This window comes from Robinsoniella sp. KNHs210 (assembly GCF_000686105.1).
Taxonomy (GTDB): Bacteria; Bacillota; Clostridia; order Lachnospirales; family Lachnospiraceae; genus Robinsoniella; species Robinsoniella peoriensis.
On record NZ_JMLZ01000002.1, the window covers coordinates 2819030 to 2842550 of the forward strand.

The 23521-nt window shown below is 44.8% G+C and carries 16 protein-coding genes; 1 reads left to right on the top strand and 15 read right to left on the bottom strand.

Going from position 1 to position 23521, the window contains the following annotated elements; all coding sequences use genetic code 11:
- Position 1: 1 nt before the first annotated feature.
- On the bottom strand, positions 2-979 hold the full coding sequence (locus tag CD03_RS0119395) for an ABC transporter permease (RefSeq protein WP_242849128.1): 978 nt from the start codon (positions 977-979) through the stop codon (positions 2-4).
- Positions 980-1023: 44 nt separating this feature from the next.
- Complete coding sequence (locus CD03_RS0119400) at positions 1024-2955, bottom strand: alpha-glucuronidase (RefSeq protein ID WP_044289517.1); 1932 nt, start codon at positions 2953-2955, stop codon at positions 1024-1026.
- Positions 2956-3366: 411 nt separating this feature from the next.
- On the opposite strand from CD03_RS0119400, the gene CD03_RS38320 reads away from it, so the two are divergent.
- Positions 3367-3564: a hypothetical protein gene (locus CD03_RS38320; protein WP_156042974.1), complete on the top strand. Its 198-nt coding sequence runs from the start codon at positions 3367-3369 to the stop codon at positions 3562-3564.
- A gap of 474 nt (positions 3565-4038) precedes the next feature.
- Here CD03_RS38320 and CD03_RS38960 read toward each other — a convergent pair whose 3' ends face one another.
- The 13 genes from CD03_RS38960 to atpG form a co-directional block, all read right to left on the bottom strand.
- The gene (locus tag CD03_RS38960; RefSeq protein ID WP_255348101.1) at positions 4039-4161 is read right to left on the bottom strand and encodes a hypothetical protein; all 123 of its coding nucleotides are present in this window, start codon (positions 4159-4161) and stop codon (positions 4039-4041) included.
- Positions 4162-4250: 89 nt separating this feature from the next.
- Positions 4251-7901, bottom strand: a complete 3651-nt coding sequence (locus CD03_RS0119420) for a glycoside hydrolase family 2 TIM barrel-domain containing protein (RefSeq protein ID WP_044289518.1) — start codon at positions 7899-7901, stop codon at positions 4251-4253.
- Complete coding sequence (locus CD03_RS0119425; protein WP_027295051.1) at positions 7882-9762, bottom strand: sialate O-acetylesterase; 1881 nt, start codon at positions 9760-9762, stop codon at positions 7882-7884. Before CD03_RS0119425 ends, CD03_RS0119420 begins: the two co-directional genes overlap by 20 nt.
- The gene (locus CD03_RS0119430) at positions 9756-11921 is read right to left on the bottom strand and encodes a glycoside hydrolase family 3 C-terminal domain-containing protein (protein WP_027295052.1); all 2166 of its coding nucleotides are present in this window, start codon (positions 11919-11921) and stop codon (positions 9756-9758) included. The genes CD03_RS0119425 and CD03_RS0119430 overlap by 7 nt, the downstream gene beginning before the upstream one ends.
- A 173-nt stretch (positions 11922-12094) precedes the next feature.
- Entirely contained in the window at positions 12095-12982 is an 888-nt protein-coding gene (locus CD03_RS0119435) for an AraC family transcriptional regulator (protein ID WP_027295053.1), read from the bottom strand.
- Positions 12983-13060: 78 nt separating this feature from the next.
- Complete coding sequence (locus tag CD03_RS0119440; protein WP_027295054.1) at positions 13061-14176, bottom strand: aminopeptidase; 1116 nt, start codon at positions 14174-14176, stop codon at positions 13061-13063.
- 261 nt (positions 14177-14437) lie between these two features.
- Complete coding sequence (locus tag CD03_RS0119445) at positions 14438-16879, bottom strand: hypothetical protein (RefSeq protein ID WP_027295055.1); 2442 nt, start codon at positions 16877-16879, stop codon at positions 14438-14440.
- 7 nt (positions 16880-16886) lie between these two features.
- Positions 16887-18038 carry a class I SAM-dependent methyltransferase gene (locus tag CD03_RS0119450; RefSeq protein WP_027295056.1) on the bottom strand — a complete coding sequence of 384 codons (1152 nt, stop codon included), beginning with the start codon at positions 18036-18038 and terminating at the stop codon, positions 16887-16889.
- Between the two features lie 247 nt (positions 18039-18285).
- Complete coding sequence (locus CD03_RS0119455; RefSeq protein ID WP_027295057.1) at positions 18286-19812, bottom strand: hypothetical protein; 1527 nt, start codon at positions 19810-19812, stop codon at positions 18286-18288.
- A 119-nt stretch (positions 19813-19931) separates the two neighbouring features.
- Positions 19932-20669: a YwmB family TATA-box binding protein gene (locus CD03_RS0119460; protein ID WP_027295058.1), complete on the bottom strand. Its 738-nt coding sequence runs from the start codon at positions 20667-20669 to the stop codon at positions 19932-19934.
- Between the two features lie 62 nt (positions 20670-20731).
- On the bottom strand, positions 20732-21139 hold the full coding sequence (atpC, locus tag CD03_RS0119465; protein WP_027295059.1) for an ATP synthase F1 subunit epsilon: 408 nt from the start codon (positions 21137-21139) through the stop codon (positions 20732-20734).
- A gap of 54 nt (positions 21140-21193) precedes the next feature.
- Positions 21194-22585, bottom strand: a complete 1392-nt coding sequence (gene atpD / locus CD03_RS0119470; RefSeq protein ID WP_027295060.1) for a F0F1 ATP synthase subunit beta — start codon at positions 22583-22585, stop codon at positions 21194-21196.
- Between the two features lie 74 nt (positions 22586-22659).
- Complete coding sequence (gene atpG / locus CD03_RS0119475) at positions 22660-23517, bottom strand: ATP synthase F1 subunit gamma (RefSeq protein WP_027295061.1); 858 nt, start codon at positions 23515-23517, stop codon at positions 22660-22662.
- Positions 23518-23521 lie beyond the last annotated feature (4 nt).

Sequence of the window (23521 nt, forward strand, 5' to 3'; positions counted from 1 at the left end):
TCTACCACAGTGATGTATCCGTAAATTTCTTCGAGAGGAAGTTTGCACTGGTTACCAGGATCAGCCCAATTAAAGCCTCAAATAATCCGACTGCCGCCGCATAGCTGAAATTTCCTCCTGCAATACCCATTCGATACACCAGTGTTCCAATGATATCCGCGCGTTCCTGGGTCAATGGATTATACAGCAGCAATATTTTCTGCATATTGCTGGAAGTTACGATACCCCCGATATCCATAATCAACAGTGTCATAATGGTTGGCAGAATTCCGGGAATTGTCACGTGTATTGCCTGTTTGAACCTTCCGCCCCCGTCTATTGCCGCCGCCTCATACAGCTCTGTATTTATGTTTGTCATGGCGGTCAGATAGAGGATGGTTCCCCACCCCAATGCCTGCCAGACACCGGAACCGATATAGACAGCATCAAACCAGCCCGGTTCGGAGAGGAACGGAATCTTGTCTAATCCCAGAGAAGCAATCAGGGAGTTAACCGGACCATTCGTTGCCAGTAATTCCTTAACCATACCGCATACTACAACCAGTGAGATAAAATGTGGCAGGTAGGAAATGGTCTGTACCGTCTTTTTCCACCTTTTTTTCCGGATCTCATTGATCAGCAGGGCAAATATCAGCGTCGCCGGAAACCGGATCAGCAGATAACCGATGCTAAGCCTCAGGGTATTAAAGAACGCATTCCAGAACGAGGGATCGGTCAGAAACTGTTTGAAATAGCGCAGTCCAATCCAATCCTGGCCTAAAATGTTTGGTCCTCCTTTATACCGGCGAAAAGCAATCACATTTCCGATGACCGGAACATATTTAAATAATATGTAGTACAGTATTGGAAGTATAAGGAAAGTATACAGCTTCCATTCCTTTTTTATATGGCGAAGCAGAGACTCTTTTTTACCAAACGTCACTGTCTTCCCGGATACTTTTGGTTTTAACATATCACCACTACTTTCTTTCATTTTCATACCTCTGAATAGCGCAAGCTGGCTTGGGCGATTTCCTTTCTAACTTATTCATAAATATGCCGTCCTTTTTCATCCGGGATCATACTTTTTCTGAAAAAATAGGTATTAATCTGATCCCTCCATTCTCCTGCATGTTCCTTCTGATGTTCCAGTCGTTTTTTTACCCGCTCAAATACCTTTTCTGAAATGCATCCCTCCAGTGAATCCCACAGGACTGCCAGTTCAGCCGCATCTTGCGCTCCTTCGAAATGCGTATCGTAGATGTGCTGGATCAGCGTCTTTCCCGATCTCAAACGGTAGGTATAAGGAACATGGTGGAAAAATAAGAGCAGTTCTTCCGGGCACGTCAGGATATTTTCATAGATGGATGCAAGCGGTTCCCGGTACTGCCGGGCATATCCCGTACCCCGGGAGCTTCTGTCCACACCGATTCCCAAATGATCAGCCCTGTGGTATGTTCCCCATCGGTCATACTCATATCCGTCTACATTGGGACCGTAATGGTGATTTGGATTTACCATCCACCCAATTCCCAGAGGGGATGTATACTTCTCGTATGCAGGCCAGGACATAAGCAGCATCTTCACAACTGTTTTTGTTACTTTTTCATTCTTTCCAAAAGTACATACTGCCCATTCCTCTGCTATCTCTTCTGCGGTAAGCTCAGAATCAAAACTCAGCCTTCCAAAGCCATATAGATTTGCTGCCGCCAGATCATGCCCCGTCCAGTTTTCGTCATTTCCGGTATTGGATATTGCAGCCATGCCCCAGTTATTTTTCCGGAAGGATCCATCTAAGATTTCTTTAAACATGGGGATCAGATAGCAGATATGCCTCTGCTGCCCGGTATATTCCTGTGCAATCTGAACCTCCAGTATCTGATTTGTATCCTGCAGCCCGTCCAATAGGGGGGATAACGGTTCTCTGACCTGGAAATCCATAGGACCGTTCTTAATCTGCAGGATTACATTTTCCTTAAACTTTCCATCTAGCGGCATAAAATTTTCATATCCTGCCTTAGCCCTGTCCGTCTTCCTGTCTCTCCAGTCCTGCTGGCAGTTATATACAAAACACCTCCAGATAATCACTCCTCCATGAGGCGCTGCTGCCTCCGCCAGTGTATTTGCTCCGTCCGCATGGTCTCTGCCATAGGTAAAAGGTCCCGGACGTCCTTCGGAATCCGCCTTTACCAGAAATCCTCCCAGATTGGGGATTCTTCCAAAAATATCTGCCATAGCCTCTTTCCACCAGGCTTTCACCCTATCGTCCAAAGGATCTGCCGTATCAAGATCACCAAGTTCCATAGGGGCTGCAAAATTCAGGCTCAGAAACAGGCGGATACCGTATTGTGCAAATATTTCCGACATCTGTCTGAGTTCTTCCCCATACACATCCGTTATAAGTTTTGTTGCATTTCCCCTTACATTCACGTTGTTGATTACGGATGCATTGATCCCTGCCGACGCTGCCAGCCTGGCATATGCACGGGTACGTTCATTTACAAGAACCATCTCGTCCTGAAAAAAGAACGAATTGCCGGAATATCCTCTTTCTATGCTGCCATCCATGTTATCCCAATGGTTTAACATACGGTAAGGGTTGGATGGTACCTGCTCAATGCAGATTCCTTCCAGCGTCTGCTCCAGCTGCAAGCGTCGGATCAGGGCGAAACTCCCATATAAAAGTCCTCTGTCTCCTGCAGAGCTGATGATAATCCTCCCATCCTTTTCCCGGATATGGTATCCCTCTTCTCCAGCCTCTGAATTCTGATCCAGCTTCAGCCAGATACCTGCTGTCTCACAATTCCCCACACGCTCTGTCTTAATATTCAGTATCTCACGTGCCGCTATTTCCAGCTCCCTGACTGCTGTCTGCGTATACAGGCAGTTATCCCCGGCATACACCTTACTAAAATACTTTTTATCACGGCAATCCTGCCTCATCCTGTAATTCAGCCATGCATTGTCATAACTCATTCCAAGCTCCTTTCTGATATTCCGTACATCCAATGTCTGTTTTACTTTGGATAGATTGTACAATTTTTCCTTTGGTTTTTCTTAATTATAGGGCAGATTATTTTTCAATGCATTGCATTTTTTGCCAAACACTACCCACATATTGCTTTCTTTTTGCAATATATTCATTTTTAAGCTTAAAATCATTGCATATAAAACGGTTTCTTTTCTTAAAATATGGATTTGAAACAGTTCTTTTGCAATGTGAATTTTCAATATGTTTTGTAAAATAGATTCCTAATTCTTTTAAATAAAAAAACCCGGGGGCACCGGGCTTTTTTTTTATATATATTGGGGTTTAGCTGAGTAAGGGGACGCTTTGTAGATGTAGGTAGTGTACGGAAAGAGAAGGGGGCGGACCAGGACATTGGTTTGGAAGGCTTACCGCAGAACTGGCATTTTCTAACCTTCCCGGAGCACTTTTTGGCGGCCCGCGGGCATTCGCTCCGAAATCCTGATGCATTTCGCAGCTCACTGCCCGCTTACAATCCGATGGGAGAAGTACTGCATTTTGCAATGCAGTACTGGTCGAATTGTATCCGCCAAAAAGCACTCCGGGAAGGTAAGTAAATGCTCAGCTCTGCTATACGCCTTCCAAACCAATGTCCTGGTCCGCCCCCTTCTCTTTCCGAGATAGCATTCGTTGATACAAAGCTGGTTTTCTCAGAATGATGGGACCCCGGGGGTGTGGCATGCCGGACGCGACTGGCGTAAAGCAACTGATCTTGAAAACTGAATTTGTATTTCATTCTGTAACCAGAAAAAGGAGCAAACTTCCATCTTCTTTTACGCAAACAGCCGAAACATACTGCGCAGCATCTAATAAAGAATAGCCGGCCACAGCCCAGGGGTCCCACCCTGCTGAGAAAACCAGCTTTGTATCAACGAATGCTATCTCGGAAAGATGGGTGTGGGAAACTGGTATGGGCGGAGGAAGCGTAGAGCAGAGCTGAGTATTTACTTACCTTTTCGAAGTGTTTTTTGGCGGATAGTATTCGACTGGCTCCCATCGGATACTAAGCGGGTACTGAACCGAGAAATGCATCAGGATTTCTCGGTGAATACCCGCGTGCCGCCAAAAAGCGCTTCGGAAAGGTTAGAAAATACCAGTTCTGCGGCCAGCTGACGGAGCCCTTGCCAGTTTCCCACACCCATCTTTCCGTACACTACCTACATCTACAAAGCGTCCCATTACTCAGCGAAACCCAAATTTAAGATAAACTATCTGCTTATACCAAACATACACCATATGATATTTAACCGGGATTTGGGCTTCCAATAAATTGGAACCAGCAAAAATCAAAGTCACTGCCGGGCAGAAAAACAAAGCTCAGAGACTGGTATCCTTTCCTGTTTTCTACCTGGAACTCCTGTTGTGAAACCTGATCTCTGTGTTCAAATTCCAGAAGCTGTACATATTCTCCCTCACCTGAAGCAAACCGAAGCTGAATGGCATTCTTCTCCAATGGTGTATATCCGCAGATAATTAGTTTTAATGCTTCAGGTTCCCCCAGATCCATCTGGTCAAACTGAATGGTCACATTGTTACCAATATGCTTAATTCCGCTGTCTGTCCTTTGAAAGCTATCCCCGTATACGCTTGTGCATTCTACGGCTTTCAGCCTTTGATATGCCTTTTTCAGGCGCTTAAAATAAAATCCTTTCAGATGTATTTTCTGATGGACAACAAAGCAGATGCCGGTCACTCCTTGAAGCCTCCGGTTCAGGTGATAAGTTTCCTCCTGGTAAACATTCCAGACAGATGGTTTTCGGTAGATGACTTCTCCCACAAGGCTGCTGCCCGCTTCTCCCGGCATCCCCTCCCAGATCTGTATCGGATATTCTTCATCTGTGAGGGCAAATATTGGCAGTGTGATCTCATCTGATCCAAATTCTCCAAAATCTATACCGTGGAAGCCAATCTGAGTCTCTCCATCTCTGGCTGTAGCAACTCCATGTTCGTTGCCATTTCCCACTGCTCCCCTGCTGTAATCATACAGCCCGCCGGAAATCATACGATAGGGGTCAAGCCAGGCTTTACCCAAACCGCACACTTCAAAGTTCAATTCTGAGATGATTCTTATCTGACCGCTTCCACTTTCGGACATACAGCGCAGCCGGAAATTCCCATCACTTTTCGCCGTTACCCTAGCCTGCGTGCCATCTGCTTTTACTTCCGCCAGAGAAGACGGGATACCACCATCATCCACTGCACACCACACCACTTTGCGGTCACTGGCACCCGGCGGACAAATAACTGCTGATACTGCTACTTCCCGATGCGCTTCATTTAATCTGGTTCCCTCCGGGCAAAACAGCCTGACTGCGCGAACCGGTATATCTTCGGCAGCTTCCGCTCTCATTTCTTCCATTTCTATTCCAAAGGTTTTCTTTTCCATACCTTCCTGCTCATACAAATCATCTGTCGGAATCTCAATCCTGGCTCCGACCAGCCCGGAGGACACGGCTTCAACAATCACACTTCCTTTTCCCATTCCCGGTGCGGCCACAGCCAAAAGTTTTCCGTTAAACAGTTTTTTGGAATTGGTCTTATACCCATCGGTATCTGTGCTGTCTCCATTATCCAGGCCCACAAGATATCCCGGTCCCAACACCCTGACAAATATCCGGTTTGACGCATTTTCCACCGGGTTTCCATCTGTATCTTCTGCAGATATCTCGATAAATGCCAGCCCCTGCCTGTCTAACCGCGTGCAGCTGCTTCTCATCACAACTGCTGCCGCTTCACCAAAAGAATGGCGGGTCTGAACTGCGATCACGCTGCCCTTGCAGTCATAGGCGCAGGCTTTTAATTCACCCGGTGTATATGGGATCTGCCAGTACCCCAGCAGATTTCTGCCGTTTTTATGATCAATTTCATGGCTTCCCAGACACTCCCCATTGAGAAATAATGCTACCTTCGGCGCATTTGAACAGACACGGATATCGATCAGCTGACCTTCATTAAAATCCCAATATGGAAATAAATGAACCATTGGCCTTTCCTTATAATCTGTCCACTCCGCCTGATAGATGTAATAAGAATCCTTTGGAAAACCTGCCGTATCTACCTGCCCGAAATAAGAATTTCTCGTATGATAGGGCGTCGGTTCTCCAATATAGTCAAAACCCGTCCATAGGAATTGACCACAGGAGAACTCATGGTCCCGTTCTGCAATAATACAGCTCTCAGAGGACGGGGCACCCCAGCTGGTAGTGGAATTCCCCAGGGCTGAGCACTGACTGTCAGCATCCGCAAGGACAGACCTGCTGTATGGAAAATGATATACCCCCCTGCTCTGGACGGTTGAGGCAGTCTCACTTCCATAGATGATCCAGTCAGGATGTTCAAGATGATGGGCATCATAGTATTTTTCTGCATAATTGTAGCCTGCAAGCTTGATAATATCTGCACACTTCTTTGCATTTTCCCAGGGCATATAATTAGATCCGATGGTGATGCAGGCATTGCCGAGGGGATCATGCTTCCTCACCTCCCCGCACAATACCCGGGTTAGTTCCTGCCCTCTTTCACTGATATGGGTGTCATATATTTCATTGCCGATGCTCCACATGATCAGACTGGGATGGTTCCTGTCGCGGCGAACCCAGCTTGCCACATCCTTATCATACCACTCCGGGAAAAAACGTGCGTAATCGAAAGGTGTTTTCGAACGTTCCCACATATCAAATGCCTCTGAAACTACAAGCATTCCATATTCATCTGCAAGTTCCATTACATCGGGAGCCGGCATATTGTGGGTCAGGCGGAGGGCATTTACCCCCATCTCACGCAAAATTTCCATCTTCCGCCGCATTGCACCAGAATGATATGCCGCACCCAGACATCCCAGGTCATGATGTTCACATACACCGTTTAACTTTAATTTTCTATTGTTAAGCAGAAACCCTGATTCGGGTGAAAATGCTATAGTTCTGAATCCTATGGTGTAAAACTCCTCCTGCCACAGTTTCCCATCTGCCATAAGCAGAACTCTGAGCCTGTAACGGACAGGTGATTTCACATCCCAGATACCGGGATTCCATACCCTCTCACTTACTGATGCCAGCCAGAAGCCTTCCCTATCCTGGGGCTTTGCCGATACCCTTTCTTCTCCACTGGCAAACGCTGTCCGTTTTCCTGTCTGCATATCCCAGAGTTCATATTCCACCCGGAATGCAGTTTCAGAATTTTCTTCTTCCATTTTAGCATCTTTTTCCGCTTCTTCTCCGGCTTCTACTCCGGCTTCTATTCCAGCTTCTACTCCGCCTTCTATTCCAGCTTCTATTCCGGCTTCTACTCCGCCTTCTATTCCGGCTTCTACTCCGGTTTTTTCTTTCGCACTGACACATAATTCTGTCCGGATGTCAATCTGCCACTCCTGATTTTCCTGCTTCTTTACTGTGATGTAGCTGCCATCAGATATAAGGTATGACTGATGCTGTACTTTCAGCCATACATCCCTATATATGCCTGCCCCGGAATACCATCTGCTGTTTGGAGCCTGGTGTGCCACGCGGACCAGAATCTCATTCTGCCCTTCTTTCAAATAGGCTGTAATATCCACCTCAAAGGTAGAGTAACCATATTTCCATTCTGCAGCCTTTTCACGGTTAATGTAAATGGTGCTGTCCATATAGACACCTTCAAAGCGCAGCACCAGACGCATATCCTCTTCCCGCTGCCAATCCTGATATTTCCGATACCACCCGCTACCATCCTCATACAGATTGTCCGCCTGCCAGATCAGCCAGTCATGTGGTATTGATATCATTGTAAATATTGGCTGCTGCTCATCAAATGAATCTATTGTGACAGATATGGGGAGTTTTACAAACTCCCAGCCATTGTTATAAAGATGCGTACCGTATGTATTCTGTATCTGTTTATAAGCTTGTTTCCCCATTGCCTTCTCCTCTGCCAAAACTCCTTTTATCCAACCGAAATGGTGCTGCCAAAATTCCGGATTTATTACAGATCAGCCCCTGCCTGGGCTCATTCCCCCAGGCATATCGGACTGACACCGCTTCCCGGACTGCTTCGCTTTTCAGAACCGCCTGATTACCATACAGTTCACATACAGCCGGATAAAACCTCATGTCCTTTCCAGCCAGACAGAACTCACCGGGATTCTGTCCGTCTTTCGTCATCAGAATTCCATCATCCCCCACATCAAAGGTGATTTTCACCTTAGCCTTGTCACAAGACCAGCTTCTTGGCACCGGTCCTTTAAAAGTTATATTTTCTCCATATACCATGCACCTTGCTGCCTGTACGGCACGAAAAGCCACTTCCTTTTTATCCGATGGATGAAGGTCATTATCCTCCCCCAGATCCAGGTTTACAGTCACCGCGGTATCAGGGATAGCTTCTGCCGCTTTGCTTTGGGCTTCCCTTATCTCAGGCCATCCGCTGTTTTCCTCAGGAAGATCGATGGAAAACCCTGGAAGCTGTACTACAACAAACGGCAATTTCTTCTGATTCCAGCTTTTCCTCCAAGACAAAATCATTCTCTTTAACAGTTCTTCGTAATCTCCGGGTGCTTTATCATTGGATTCCCCCTGATACCAGAGCACTCCTCTTACCGTATATTTCTGGCAGGGTGCCAGCATTCCCTGGTACAATCCCCCGGCTTTACGGCATAAAAAATCCATCTCCGGAGCCTTCTTCATCGTTTTGTGTATCCGGTACTCCCAACTGCCGCTTAAGTCAACCCTTTCAGTTCCCAGAAAAATGCAGAAATCCTTTCCGGGTGTCACCCGTCCGCGCCCGTCATTACAGATCAGATGAATGCAGATATTATTTTCCCCTTTTCGCAGCACACCTGCAGGCACTGTATATTTTCTGGGAGGATACTGATAACCTGTCTCACCGGTAAAAGTACCATTGATATAAGTCCTGTCACTGTCAGTCATAGTGCCAAGCCACAGATTTGCAGGCTGCCCCCACATAGCTTCCGGTACGGTAAAATTACGCCGCAGCCAGATGCTGCCGCAAAAATCAGAAAGTCCGGCATCGGACAAATACCCCGGAATCTGAATGTTTTTCCAGTCACTTTCCGGCTGCCCGCCGGTTGAAGCCGCTGCCTGGGAAATCCACTGGTTCATGGAATCCTCCTGATTCTGCTGAAATTTCTGTACTGCATCCACGTCTGCCAGCTGCCTGGCTTCCGTTAAGATATCTTCATATCCATTCAGGGATTCCATACTCATCCACGCCTCAATTCTGGAACCTCCCACGCTTACATTGATCAGTCCAACCGGAACTTCTCTAACCTTTTGCAGATATTGCCCAAAAAAGTAACACAGTGCTGAAAATTCGCCGGTATTATCCGGATGACTCTCTTTCCATTCCCCTGCTGCACAATCGGTCAGGGTATGGCTGAAATCATAATGCTCCGCTACTTTAAAATGCCGTATCCAGGAATTTTTCTTTATCATTTCTTTTGGATAGCAGTCCTTCACCCTCTGCATGGTCAGCTGCATATTAGACTGCCCGGAACAGATCCATACCTCACCTACATAGACATCTGAAATGATTCTCATCTCTCCGGCATCATTTTCTATTTTCATCCGGAACGGACCGCCCGGCGTCAGGTTGCACAGATATACCTCCCATCTCCCAGAGGCCCCGGCTTTTGCTCTTCTTGTCTGGCTCTGCAGTTCCACCACAACTTCCATACCCGGGCTGCCGGTTCCCCAGACTCTGGTTTCTCCGCCCTGTTGGAGGACGCAGCCATCACCAAACAATATGGAAGGCTCTAACATACAGCTGCACACGCCTTTTCCAGCAGTTCCGTTTTATCAGCCTTTATCTCCAGGCACACCGGATGTTTTCCCGTCAATTCACTGCTGCGCGCATCCGGCTGCTGGGTTCCTACATATATTTCATAGCTGCCCTCACCTAATATGAGATCTCCTTTATCATCACGAATGCCAAACACCCTGTCGGCAAGTTCCATACTGATTTCCTCTGATTCTCCCGGCTTCAGCTCTACTTTCTTCAGCGCTTTAAGCTGGGCATTAGGCGTTCCCGGACGTTTCGCCTTTATGTATACCTGCAGGGTTTCTGCACCGCCCATTTTTCCCTGATTCGTCAGCACGGCAGTGACCGTTACCATAGTACCCTTTTGAACTGTATCCTGGCTGACTGCAGCTTTCGTTACAGCAAAATCAGTGTAGGAAAGTCCATAGCCAAAGGGATACAAAGCTTTTTGCTTCATATAGCGGTAAGTTCTTCCCTCCATAGAATAATCCCTGAAATCAGGAAGTTCTTCTGTCGTGCGGTAGAATGTTACAGGCAGTTTCCCTTCCGGCGAATAATCCCCAAAGATCACGCTTGCCATGGCTTTTCCGCCCATAGCACCTGGATACCATCCTTCTATAATGGCAGGTATATGCTCATCTGCCCAGGAAACTGCCAGCGCGCTGCCGGACAGAAGTACCAGAACTACCGGCTTCCCGCTCTCCCATGCAGTTCTTAATATATCCTGCTGAAGTCCAGGAAGAGCAAGATCCGGCTTATCTCCGCTTGCATATTCATTTCCTTCGTCTCCCTCTTCTCCTTCCAGGCTGGAATCCAGTCCCAGGCAGGCAACTACCACATCACTGTGGGCACAGACCGCCCGTACTTCTGCCAGACGGTCATTCTCCTGCCCCAGTCCGCTTAAACGGGTTTTACACAGGTGACATCCCTCGGAATACAGAATCCTTATATCATCACCAACATAATCCTGTATTCCCTCGGAAATAGTATAATACCGGGATGCTGTCCCCTCATAATTTCCCACCAGTGCTTTTCTGTTGTTGGCATTGGGTCCAATGATGCCGATTGTCTTTATTTTATTTTTATCCAATGGCAGCAGATTCCCTTCATTTTTCAACAGTACAAAGGACTTTCTGGAAGCCTCGAAGTTTAGCCTGCCATGCACGGCAGTATCATTTTCTTCATATGTAATTCCACTGTATACTGTTGCTGCCTCATCAAATAATCCCAGTTTCATCCGGGCACTCAGCAGATTTGTAACTGCCTCATCCAGACGCTCTTCACTGACCATCCCCCGTTTAACTGCCTCCGTCAGGTACAGATACAGGCTGCCGCAGTTTAGATCACATCCGTTCTCCATTGCCATGGCTGCTGATTCTAAAGCGGATGAGGTTACCTTATGATATTCGTGGAAATCTTTTACTGCCCAGCAGTCTGACGTCACATGACCTTCAAATCCCCAGCCTTTTCTCAGAATCTCAGTGAGCAATGTACGGCTTCCGCAGCATGGTTCCCCATTTGTCCTGTTATACGCGCCCATGACTGCTTCCACTTTTCCCTCCTTGACACATGCCTCAAAAGCGGGAAGATAAGTTTCAAATAAATCCCGGGCATTAACCTTTGCATCAAACGAGTGACGCTCATCCTCCGGACCGGAATGGACCGCAAAATGCTTTGCACAGGCGGCAGTTTTCATATATTGGCTGTCATCCCCCTGCAGTCCTTCTATAAAGCGCACTCCCAGTCTGGAAGTCAGATAAGGATCTTCCCCGAATGTCTCATGCCCCCTGCCCCACCTGGGGTCACGGAAAATATTTACATTAGGTGCCCAAAAAGTTAGCCCTTTATAGATATCCAGATCGCCAAATTCCTGCTGCATATTGTACTTAGCACGTCCTTCTGTAGAAATGGCATCCGCCACCTCCCAGACAAGCTCTTCGTCAAAGGATGCAGCCATTCCGACTGCCTGAGGAAAAACCGTTGCAACCCCGGCTCTTGCCACCCCGTGAAGCGCCTCGTTCCACCAGTTATATGCTTTTATCCCCAGCCGTTCAATCCCTGCAGCACTGTGTACCGTCTGGGAAACCTTTTCCTCCAGCGTCATTTTCCCTACCAGCTCTTTTGCCCGTCTGCGGCATTCTAATACTTTTTCTGCTCTCATCATGCTATCCTCTTTTCTATTTTTCTGGTTATCCCGAAGCTCTGTAAATAACAGTAAAACAGAGCCGGAATGATTATATTTTAATAGATATTGATTTGTCATTTAATTCGATGATAGCATTTTGCACAAACTATTTCTTCTCAAATCTTGCCCCATTCTCACCACATATTGCTTTAGGAGTCTTCCTTGCCTTTACACTGAAGGCATTCCCATTTCTTACGAAACTCGCTGGGCGCACAGTTTTTCATTGCACGAAAAGTCCGGTTGAAAGCGCTCAATGAAAAAAATCCTGAGTTCATTGCCACGTCTGTCACACTCATCTCCTGATTGTAAAGCAGTTCCTCTGCTCTTTTCACCCGCTTGGAATTCAGGTATTCATAAAAGGTCATATTCATATACTGCTTAAAAATGCGTGTAAAATGGTATTTTGAAAATCCGCTTGCTTCTGCAACTTCTTCCAGCGTGAGATTTTCCAGATAATGTGAGCTGATATAGGAACAAGCTCCCATTACAGCCTCTATGTACACCTGCTTCTTGGCCGAAGGAATTTTTTCTGCTGTCTCGATCAGATAAACTTCCCTGCGTCCCAGTTCTACAAAAATCTCAATCAGATTCGCATAAATCAGCGCCTCTCTAAACGTACTTTTGGAATCATATTCCCAGATAATTTTCTTCAGTTTCTCATTTATAACCTGCCAAATTTCCACATCTTTCCTGTTTGGAATATAAATCAGCGGCTGCATCATAAATAAAAGTGTTTCCATACCCTTTAAACCATAGAGTAATGCCGTATCAAATTGAAGAATGACCCGTTCCCCGGTTGGGGGAGCCTCCAATGCATGGATAACCCCGGAATTAATCAGCGCTATATCCCCTTCTTCAAGTCCCTGCCGCTGCTCTCCCACAATTACCGTATAACCGTTCTTTACCGGAATAATAATCTCAATACCTGTATGCCAGTGATCCCCATAATCTTCAAATTCCACATTATGATACAGGCGAAATCCCTGTGAATCACCGTAATTGATGGTTTCATGCATTCCATTTAAGATTTCTATCACAACTACACCTCCCTGTTTTGACTATTTCTATAATACAATGGACACAGAATCAGTATTCTGTGTCCTATTTTAAGCACGCTAAATCAAATTTTCCGGATTTAAACACTCCAGTTCCGGAACCACAAACTTTCCGTCTTTCCGGATTAATACATCATCAAAATAGATTTCTCCGCCGCCATATTCTGCTCTCTGTATCCATACAAGATCCCAATGAATGGAAGAATGGTTGCCATTGTACGCATCGTCATAGCAGCTGCCCGGGGTAAAGTGAATGGATCCCATTATTTTTTCATCAAACAGTATATCTTTCATTGGTTCCAGAACATAGGGATTTACTCCTATAGCAAATTCACCGATATACCTTGCGCCTTCGTCCATATCGAAGACTTCGTTAATCCTCTTTGTATCATTTGCAGCTGCATTGATTATTTTCCCGTTTTCAAAAGTGAGAACAATGTTTTCATAAGTAAATCCCTGATACAGCGACGGCGTATTATAAGACAATGTCCCGTTTACAGAATCTCTGACCGGCGCCGTATATACTTCTCCGTCCGGTATATTACATTTTCCTGCGCAGGGAATTGCATTCATGCCTTTAATTGAAAAGGTAAGGTCTGTCCCCGGTCCTGTCATACGGACCTTATCTGTACGTTCCATGTATGATTTGAGATTTTGCATTGCCTTATCCATTTTTCCATAATCCAGATTGCAGACTTTAAAATAAAAATCTTCAAATGCCTCCGTACTGGAATTAGATAGCTGAGCCATGGAGGCATTCGGGTAACGAAGAACCACCCATCTGGTCTTTTTAACACGGATTTCATGATGTACCGGGGTATTGTAGTATTTATCATAGATTGCCATTTTTTCTGCCGGAACGTCCGATAATTCTGATACATTATTCGAACCGCGAATTCCAATATAGCAGTCCATTTTAGACATTTCCAGTCCGTCTACCTCTGCCATCAGCTCCACCTGTTCCTGCGTACATTCCATCAGGATATCCCGTTGTACTTTATTGCTGATAAACCGGATAAATGGAATTCCCTTTGCCGCATAGACTTCCTTTATAATCTGTCTTGCCAGCTCCTGGGTATCCTCCCCGATATAGTGGATGTAGACCTTGTCATTTTCTTTCACCTCACAGGAATAGTTCACCAGGTTGTGTGCCAGCGTTTTTATTCTTTCATCCATATTTATTTACCTCTCTTTCTGATTTCTTATTATGCCATTCTTTGCATTTTGTATGTTGTCTTCTGTTTATTTTAGGATATCCACATATTGGCAATTGCATTCAGGGAAAGCAGAATTTACTTCTATAATATATGAAACGCCCCAGCTGATAGCCAGGGCGTCTTCCTATTTTCAGATCCTGTTGTTAAATCCCCATTACTCTCCACGCTCAGGTTCATGATTTAATATGCTTGTGACCGGCTGATTGTTCCTTTACCTGTCTCAGTTAATATAGGTTATAAATATATTTCCTGACTTTTCAAATAACTCTTTACTGTCATCCGACGGATAATAATAGGACTCTTCTTCTCCGGGCTTAAGCAGTATTGTATTATAGTTATCATAACCAACCATAACTCTGACTCCTTCCGAAGTCTGTACCAGTACCGGGTAACCGTGGCTCACATAATAGAGCACCATCTCCAGCGTACAACCGCTTAGATCCAGAACGGTCTTATCACTCAGGGACTGTTTCAGTTTTGCCACATCCATTTCTCCGTTTTTCATAATCTCAGGGACTTTTGTAATATCCAGTTCCATTTCATCTTCTTTATTACCACGTTCCCAGACATATTTCTGACGGTTATCCACTACAACTCCAAGCATTTCATCTGCCCTTCGGATAGCTGCGTTGGCATTGGCATATATGCTGTCTAATTTACCGTAGGCATATACATAATAGAGATTCTCACTCTTCTCTTTTGCCTTTACGGATACTGTATGATTGCCCTCCGGTACGACCTGGCGGCTTCTTACCACCTGCGGTGTTTTTACTTTCAGATCCTGTCCTACTCTCAGTATCATCTCCGTCTGCTTCTTATCCGTGACCTGCGTAGTCATTCCAAATGCAGAATCTTCATCAGCGGCATTGTTCACAATATGATCTTCCGCGGCTTCGGTAAAGGTATCTCCGTTCTTCTGCATCCTGGTAAGTGTCAGTAGCTTTTCCGTTATATCTGTCTTAGTTATATACAGACCTCCCGGGGTATAGTCTTTAACGGTCTCTCCCTGGCTGTTTTGAATCTGCATTGTCTTCATTGGGAAAAGTTCATTTCCTTCATGCTGTGTATTAATATCCGACGCATCTGCAACTCCGTATACCAGGTCTTCGCCCATAAATCCTATAATACGGATTCTTTCTGAATCCTGACAGGAAATCTCACGGGTTTCTTTTGTGTCCATATTCATTATGATGATAGTCCTGGAATCATATGCCTCATTTTCTTTCAGCCATGCAAAGTATTTGCCCGACTGGGATCCAGCCATACATCCCTGTTTAATATCCTTAACAATCTTCTCTACCTGCATGGTAGAAAGATTTACCTGATAGACGTCTCCATCAATCAGCAGGTTAAAATCTTCCTGGTCATCTGAGACATATGTCAGAATGTCCAGGTCTTTCTTTAAGAGTTCATAGGACTCTCCACTGCTAACAAATACACCCTCCCTGACATATCCCGAAGCAGCTTCATAATAATACAGCGCCACACCAGACTCTCCCTCGTGGCTGCCGCGGTTCATATATCCGCTGACTGTAAAGTAAATATTTCCATTGGATTCCACCTGGATAATACTGATATCATGGCGGTTGTAAACATCCCGGTAATCAGACTTATCTTTTTGGCGGAAAGTGAATACCTGGGCGACTTTATTGCTGTTTACATCGTAACTGTAAAGTTCATTTTCCTGTACAAAAGCAAAATACTGCTGCTTTTCATCTGTCATATAGGTGACATCTCTTCCGGTAATTCCAAGATTTACACCTTTTGTTGTGATGATCGAATTTTCAGGATTAAAGATCTGCTCTGTTTTCCGTTCAAAGTCCAGAAGCATAATTTTGGAATCTGCATCCCTCATTCTATAAAATTCGGTAACATTATACAGCTCTTGCTGCCCGTCATCATTTTTGGCAGAGATGATGTAATTCAATACCACAGATGCCGTACTTTCATTTAATTCTTTAATCGCCGGAACCGGTTTATAATAGATCTGCGGACTTAAGGTTCCCCAGCTTAACTGATCAATGCTGGAATGAATATCCATACTTGCAAGGGAACTATTATCTCCTGTATCGTCCGGCTCCGTATAAGATGCCAGCCATTGGCTTTCATTCTTATTGAGGCATTTATCATAAAAACTCATTACAAAACTCAGATAATTCTTTGTATGCAGTCCGTCCTGCTGGAGGATCCTGGTGTAGTAATAAATATCTTTTCCTGCACTTTTAATCTGCAGTTTTAACACATATTCCTGATTCATAAGAATGAGATTCTGTAATTTTATGGATGTTTTAACATATTCCCCATCCTCCTGATATTTGGTTACCTTTGTATTTTCCAGCGATTCTTTTCCGTCTACGGAAAGAACCTCAAAATAAATATCATCAATGGGAACTCCGAAGGTCTGAATCTGTATATCCAGTACCCGGTCGGACGTCAGCGGCGTCAGTGTATCTCTCATAGCCGTTACCGGCATCTGTTGTACATAACCATGCAGACAATTCAGCTGCGTTCCTTCATTTGTCATATAGACCAGGGGCAGTGTGGCTGCTTTCATTTCTTTTGCCGTTTCCGTTGTACCTCTGTTGATATATTTACTGATGCCAAAAACCGCACCTATAAACACCAGCACCAAAACGCTGATTCGTATGATTATCTTTTTCATATTTGCCTCATGCCTCCTCTTTGGCATTTAAGAGTTTATTTATTGTCGGTCTGGCCCCCACCAATTCCATACATTCAGCAAGATTTTTGACTTTTTTTGGCACACCGGCCTTTACAGCCCGTATCAGAATATTTTTTGGCGTATGTTCCATATCGATAAATTCCAGAATCTGGACATTGTAACCCTCTTCCTCCAGCCTGCCGGCACGGAAAGCATCAGTCAGCAAAGCCGCCATTCTTTCTTTAATTAATCCGTACTTTAATACGGGTTCCAGTATATCATTCTGAATCTGCCCGTTTAATTCATGCTGACAGCATGGAACGGAAAGAATAACTTCTGCCCCCCATTTCACAGCCTTAGCCAGGGCATAATCTGTAGCTGTATCGCAGGCATGTAAGGTTACCACCATGTCTACGTGATCCACGCCTTCGTAAGATGCGATATCTCCTATATAAAATTCTAATTTATCATATCCATATCCTTTTGCCAGTCCATTACACTTTTCAATGACATCTTCCTTCAGGTCCAGACCGATCATATGAATATCCAGACCCTGAAGAATCTTCAAATAGTAGTACATCGCAAATGTAAGATACGATTTTCCGCACCCGAAATCTATGATCGTCACCTCTCGTGTACGGTCCAGCTGAGGCATAATATCCTCCACGAACTCCAAAAAGCGGTTGATCTGCCGGAACTTATCATATTTGGAATTTACAATCTTCCCCTCCTGAGTCATGACCCCCAGATCCACCAGAAATGGAATCGGCGTGCCTTCCTCTAACACATACTTCTTTTTACGGTTATGCTGTAGAGAAACGGGTTCTTTGGGCTTGTCCCATCTTTTTTTCTTAATGGTCATTTTCCCCTTTTTGCTCACCAGTACTGTAATCGCATATTCGACTGTATCCATCTGTAACTGTTTATAATCAGACTCCATCCAGGATTTTAACTGTTCTCTCATCTCTAGATTATCAAAATTTTTATGTATTTCCTTTTTTCCATCTGTAATTGCAGTTTGAAACTTTAATAATTCTTTATTTAAAACCGGGCGGATTTTGATCTTTGACGGGATGTCCGCTTTTTTAGCCCCGCTTACAACCGCCTGCAGCATATTTTCATCTAAATATTGTTCTAATACTTTCATTAATTCTTCCATTATTATTTCCCCTTAACGACAAGACAGGTCCCATAGATTCTCCCCATGAATAGACCATGTCTCTATTGTACTGGCTTTAGTTAAAAACCTCAACATAAATTTTTATTAAATGCAACTTTTTTAGACAATAAATGCGGTTAGCACCACAATCGCTGTCTCACTTTTAAGAAACCGGTGTAAGTTAGCCACCGGTTTCTTCATTAAATATCTTCAGACGCTTACATCAGTCCGACATTACTTTTATTGCTTAATACCATCTCCGGCAATGGCGGTGTCTGCAGCGCCTCTGGAACATCTCATGATAGAGCATTACTTCTACGAAGTCACGAAGCCAGTTCTTTCCCGGCGGATATCTTCTTCTGCTTTCCTTATTCATTGCAAAGAGGTCATCTTTATCTTCTTCCTCTTCTACCGGTACATCTTCTCTTACTTTATCATAAATACTATTTACCGTTCTCATCATGTTTACTTTATCCGGCTGTTCATCAAACATTGGGCTTCCTGCATATTCCAGATCGTCACATGCCTCTTCTACAAATAATTGGATTTTTTTAGCAATGTCCGGATACATGCCTTTTAAGCGTTCCAGGTCATGTTCTGTTTCCTGCTCTTCTTTTTCCATTTCTTCATTCCGGAACACCGGATTAATTACTCCCCGCATTCTATCTGAGGAGCCATTCGGATAGTACATATATCCTGGTCTCATCTGGTTGCCCGGCATTTCCATGTCCGATTCCATGTCCTGTTCCATATCCGGTTCCATATTTGAACCGGGCCACATCTGATTGCCTGGCATTGTCATGTCGGGGTACATCTGGTTTGTTCCGTTCCCCATATCCGGACGCACCTGAATTCCCGGCATTTCTGAATTTCTGTTCATACCATTTCCTGAAAATCCCTGGTTCGGCTGCATTTGCCTTCCTGACCACGGCTGGCTATTTGGCATGGATCTTCCTGGCCATACCTGGTTGTTCGGCATAGCTGAGTCAGACCACGTATTTCCATTTGGCATATTCATCTCCGGCCATGGCTGACTTTCTGGCATTGGCATATTCATCTCCGGCCACGGCTGACTTTCCGGCATTGGCATATTCATCTCCGGCCACGGCTGACTTTCCGGCATTGGCATATTCATATCGCCATTCATTTCGGATTCCGGAATATCGTACATATCTGATTCATCCATCCATGGACTTCCCCAGTTCTGGGGCATTTCCATATCAGGTCTCATTTGATTTTCCGGCATGTTCATGTCCTGTTGGTCAGACTCCATATCCCATCCCATGTCTGCATCTGAATTACCAGGCTGTCCGGCACTTTCCATTTCCATGTTTCCGGATGACCATGGCTGTGGTCTGCTATACGATCTCTCATTCCATTCATTATCTGACTGCCATGGGTGTCTGTCTTCATTTAATCCGCCCTGGTAATCATCCCCCGGCTGCCACGGCCGTACTCCCGGATTGTACATATCCCGACGATCGTCCATTCTTTGCCATGGCTGTTGACCGCCCCAGCCCGGATCTCCATGCTGATTTCCGGATGGCTGCCACGGCTGTGTTCTGCCCCAGCCTGGATCCGGTCTTCCCGGATCCTGACGCTCTGAATCACTCCCCATGGATGGCCAGACCGGTGGAATTGGCTGTGATGGCAAAGGCGGCCAGAATGGCTTTTGTGGCTGTTCCCCGCCCTGCTTATGCATCATATCGTCACAATTAGGATAGCACGGACAATTTTCTATTTGGTTATGGGGATAATTTTTATGTTCCTCCATAAACTACTCCTTTATTACGCATTTACTATAATATATGCTGCTGTGTAAAAAAGTGAAGCTTATCTGGGAAATTAATCATATTAACTTAAACCCATTAGTCTGCTTGTGTTTGAAAATATCTAATAATCCAGCCCAAGTACCGGAGTCGCCACATAGACATATGTTTTATCTTCCTCTTCATTATACCGCATGGCTATATTTACATTCACTGCCTGATCTTCCTGCATGACATAATCCGATACATAGGTAGTGTAAGCATAAATGGTATAGAGCTGCATATCCCTGTGCTCAGTTACAATCTTGGCACCCATTTCACCAAGGATTTCGTCTGCCACTTCATTTCTCTTATCTAAATCCAGCTTACCATCATAAGATCCGATTACATTGGCAGAACTTCTGCTCTGGGATGTATAGTCATCCAGCGTTTTTTCCAGCTTCTTTTTATGTGCCAGCGCACTTTCCATATCTTTATCCAGAGCAATGCTGGCTATCATATATTGTTTTGTCTCTTTTCCTTCTTCATTTGTGATAAACCGCAGAGTAGTCACAGCATGCTTAGCTTTTTTTGTCAATGAAACTTCCTGCCTTTTTTCTTCGTATGTCCGCTCTACCTTCATACCTTTCGTAATTCCAAGTTTCAAAGCCACTTCCCGAAGAAGTGCTTCCCGGTCTTCAATTGGGAGATATTCTTTATCATATGTTCCATAGTATTCCACCATACTAGTCTTTTGTTCGCTGCCTACTGTATGGAAAACCTCAATCAGCTTATTTTCTTCCGCTGCTTCTTTCCCCTGTATGATCTGAAATCCTGCAACGCCCCATAAAAGAACAATAAATGCAACCCATATTTTTTTCATACAAAAACCCTCCAATTCGTAATACCTAAGTATCACCAATCGGAGGGTTTTTATTCTCTTTTTTATTTTCCAGCCAGTTCAATTCGGATTAATGCTTTGCGCAAAGCCATTTCGGCACGCGTTACATTTATATCCGAGGGGTGGGTCTGTATTCTTCTTTCCGCCCGCACCTTGGCCTCTTTTGCACGATTTATATCAATCTCTTCCGGCCACTCTGCAATTTCTGCAAGAATTGTTATTTTTTCTTTTAAAATTTCAATAAAACCTGCATGAACAGCAGCTTCTTTTTTGCCGGAAGCTTCTGTAATGGTTACAATTCCCGGAACCAGTATGGTGGTCAGCGGAATATGGTTTTTATAAACACCAATTTCACCTTCGGAAGTATTGAGTTCTACCATACTTGCCTTTCCCTGATAAAATATCCGGTCCGGAGAAATGATCTCCAATTCAAAAAATTTTTCATCCGCCATAAAACTCCTATCTGTCCCAGACATGGACATTGATGAATGCTTCCTTTTAACTTATTATTTCACACGCTCCAGAACATCATCTATAGAGCCTGCATTTAAGAAATAACTCTCCGGAATATCATCGTGTTTCCCATCCAGAATTTCTTTGAATCCCCGGATTGTTTCACTGATTGGCACGTACTTTCCATCCAGCCCTGTAAACTGTGTGGCAACGAAAAACGGCTGGGACAGGAATCTCTGTATCTTTCTGGCACGGTTTACGATCAGCTTTTCATCTTCCGACAACTCATCCATACCTAAAATTGCAATAATATCCTGCAATTCCTTGTATCTCTGCAGAATTTCCTGAACGCCTCTGGCTACCCCATAATGTTCCTCTCCCACTATCTGGGGATCCAGTATACGGGATGAAGAATCCAGTGGGTCAACTGCCGGATAAATACCCAGTTCCACGATAGAACGGGATAATACGGTGGTTGCATCCAGATGGGCAAAAGTTGTAGCCGGAGCCGGGTCTGTCAAATCATCCGCAGGTACATAAACAGCCTGTACAGATGTGATTGAACCATTTTTTGTAGAAGTAATACGCTCCTGTAAGGCTCCCATCTCAGTCTGAAGTGTGGGCTGATAACCAACTGCTGAAGGCATACGTCCAAGAAGCGCTGAAACTTCTGAACCTGCCTGTGTGAAACGGAAAATATTATCGATAAAGAGCAATACATCTTTACCGCCTTCATCACGAAAATATTCCGCCATGGTAAGTCCCGTGAGCCCCACTCTCATTCTGGCGCCCGGCGGCTCATTCATCTGTCCGAACACCATAGTTGTTTTATTGATAACACCGGATTCTGTCATTTCATAATAGAGGTCATTTCCTTCACGCGTACGCTCCCCTACACCGGTGAATACCGAATATCCGCCATGCTCTGTTGCAATATTACGAATCAGTTCCTGGATCAGTACGGTTTTACCTACACCGGCACCACCGAACAAACCAATCTTTCCGCCCTTTTGGTATGGGCAGAGAAGATCCACTACTTTAATACCGGTTTCCAGTACTTCTGTTGATGTGGACTGTTCTTCAAAAGACGGCGCCTTTCTGTGAATCGGCAAATACGCTACATCCTTAGGCGGTTCTTTATTGTCTATTACATCTCCGGTTACATTAAAGATTCTTCCAAGTGTATGTTCCCCAACCGGTACCGTTATGGGTGCACCTGTTGCGACAGCCTCCATTCCACGGACCAAACCATCGGTAGATCCCATCGCAATACATCTGACCGTATCATCACCCAGATGCTGTGCAACTTCTACTACCAGCATTTCACCATCGTTTCTTTTAATGTGTACCGCTTCATAAATTTCCGGAAGATGCCCCTCCGGAAACTTAATATCCAATACTGCACCTATGATTTGAGTGATTTTGCCTTTGTTTTTTTCTGACATTGTCTGGTTCTCACTCCTTTTTCTTTCCATATTTTACTGCATATTGCAGGCAAAAGCCTGTATTAGAACACGCTCTAGCTGATCGCCTCTGCACCGGCAATAATTTCTGTTAATTCCTGTGTGATAGATCCCTGCCTTGCACGGTTGTACTGAAGTGCCAGTTTATCTATCATTTCGTCTGCGTTGCTTGTTGCCGCATCCATTGCCTGCATTCTGGCCCCGTTTTCACTAGCCAGAGCTTCCGTAAAGGATCCATATAAGATGCTTGTTACATATTTTGGAATAATTATATTTAATGCCTCGTCCTCATCAGGCTCGTAATTCATAAGCGCCATCCTGTCTTCCCTTGATAATTCGCCCTCCGCAAATTCAATCGGAAGGAGTTTCATCAGTTTTGGTTCATGAACTACGGTATTCTTAAATGAGGTATAGGCAACATAGATTTCACCAATCTCATCCCGGGCAAAAGCATCCAGCACTTCTTTGCTGATCTCCTGGGCATCCTGAAACATCGGCGCATTTATCACCTCACTGAAATCCCCCCGGATATGATATCCCTTTTTCTCAAGGGATTCCTTACCCTTTCGCCCTATTGCATATATCTCCAGATCTTCCTTTTCCCACGCTCCTGCTGTTATCAGCTTTGTAACATTGGAGTTATACCCACCTGCAAGTCCTCTGTTTGAAGTAATGACTATCACTGCTTTCTTCGGAGACTTTCCGGGTCTTAAATAGGGATGATCCAGTTTGCCTGACCTGGCCAGCATGGAGGTAACCACAGCATACATACGTTCAAAATACGGCTTAGACTGTTCTGCATGGGCTCTTGCCTTCTGCAGCTTTACGGTGGATACCAGCTTCATTGCCTTGGTAATCTGCTGAATACTGGTTATACCTGCCCGGCGCCGCCTAATATCTCTCATCGAAGCCATTGTA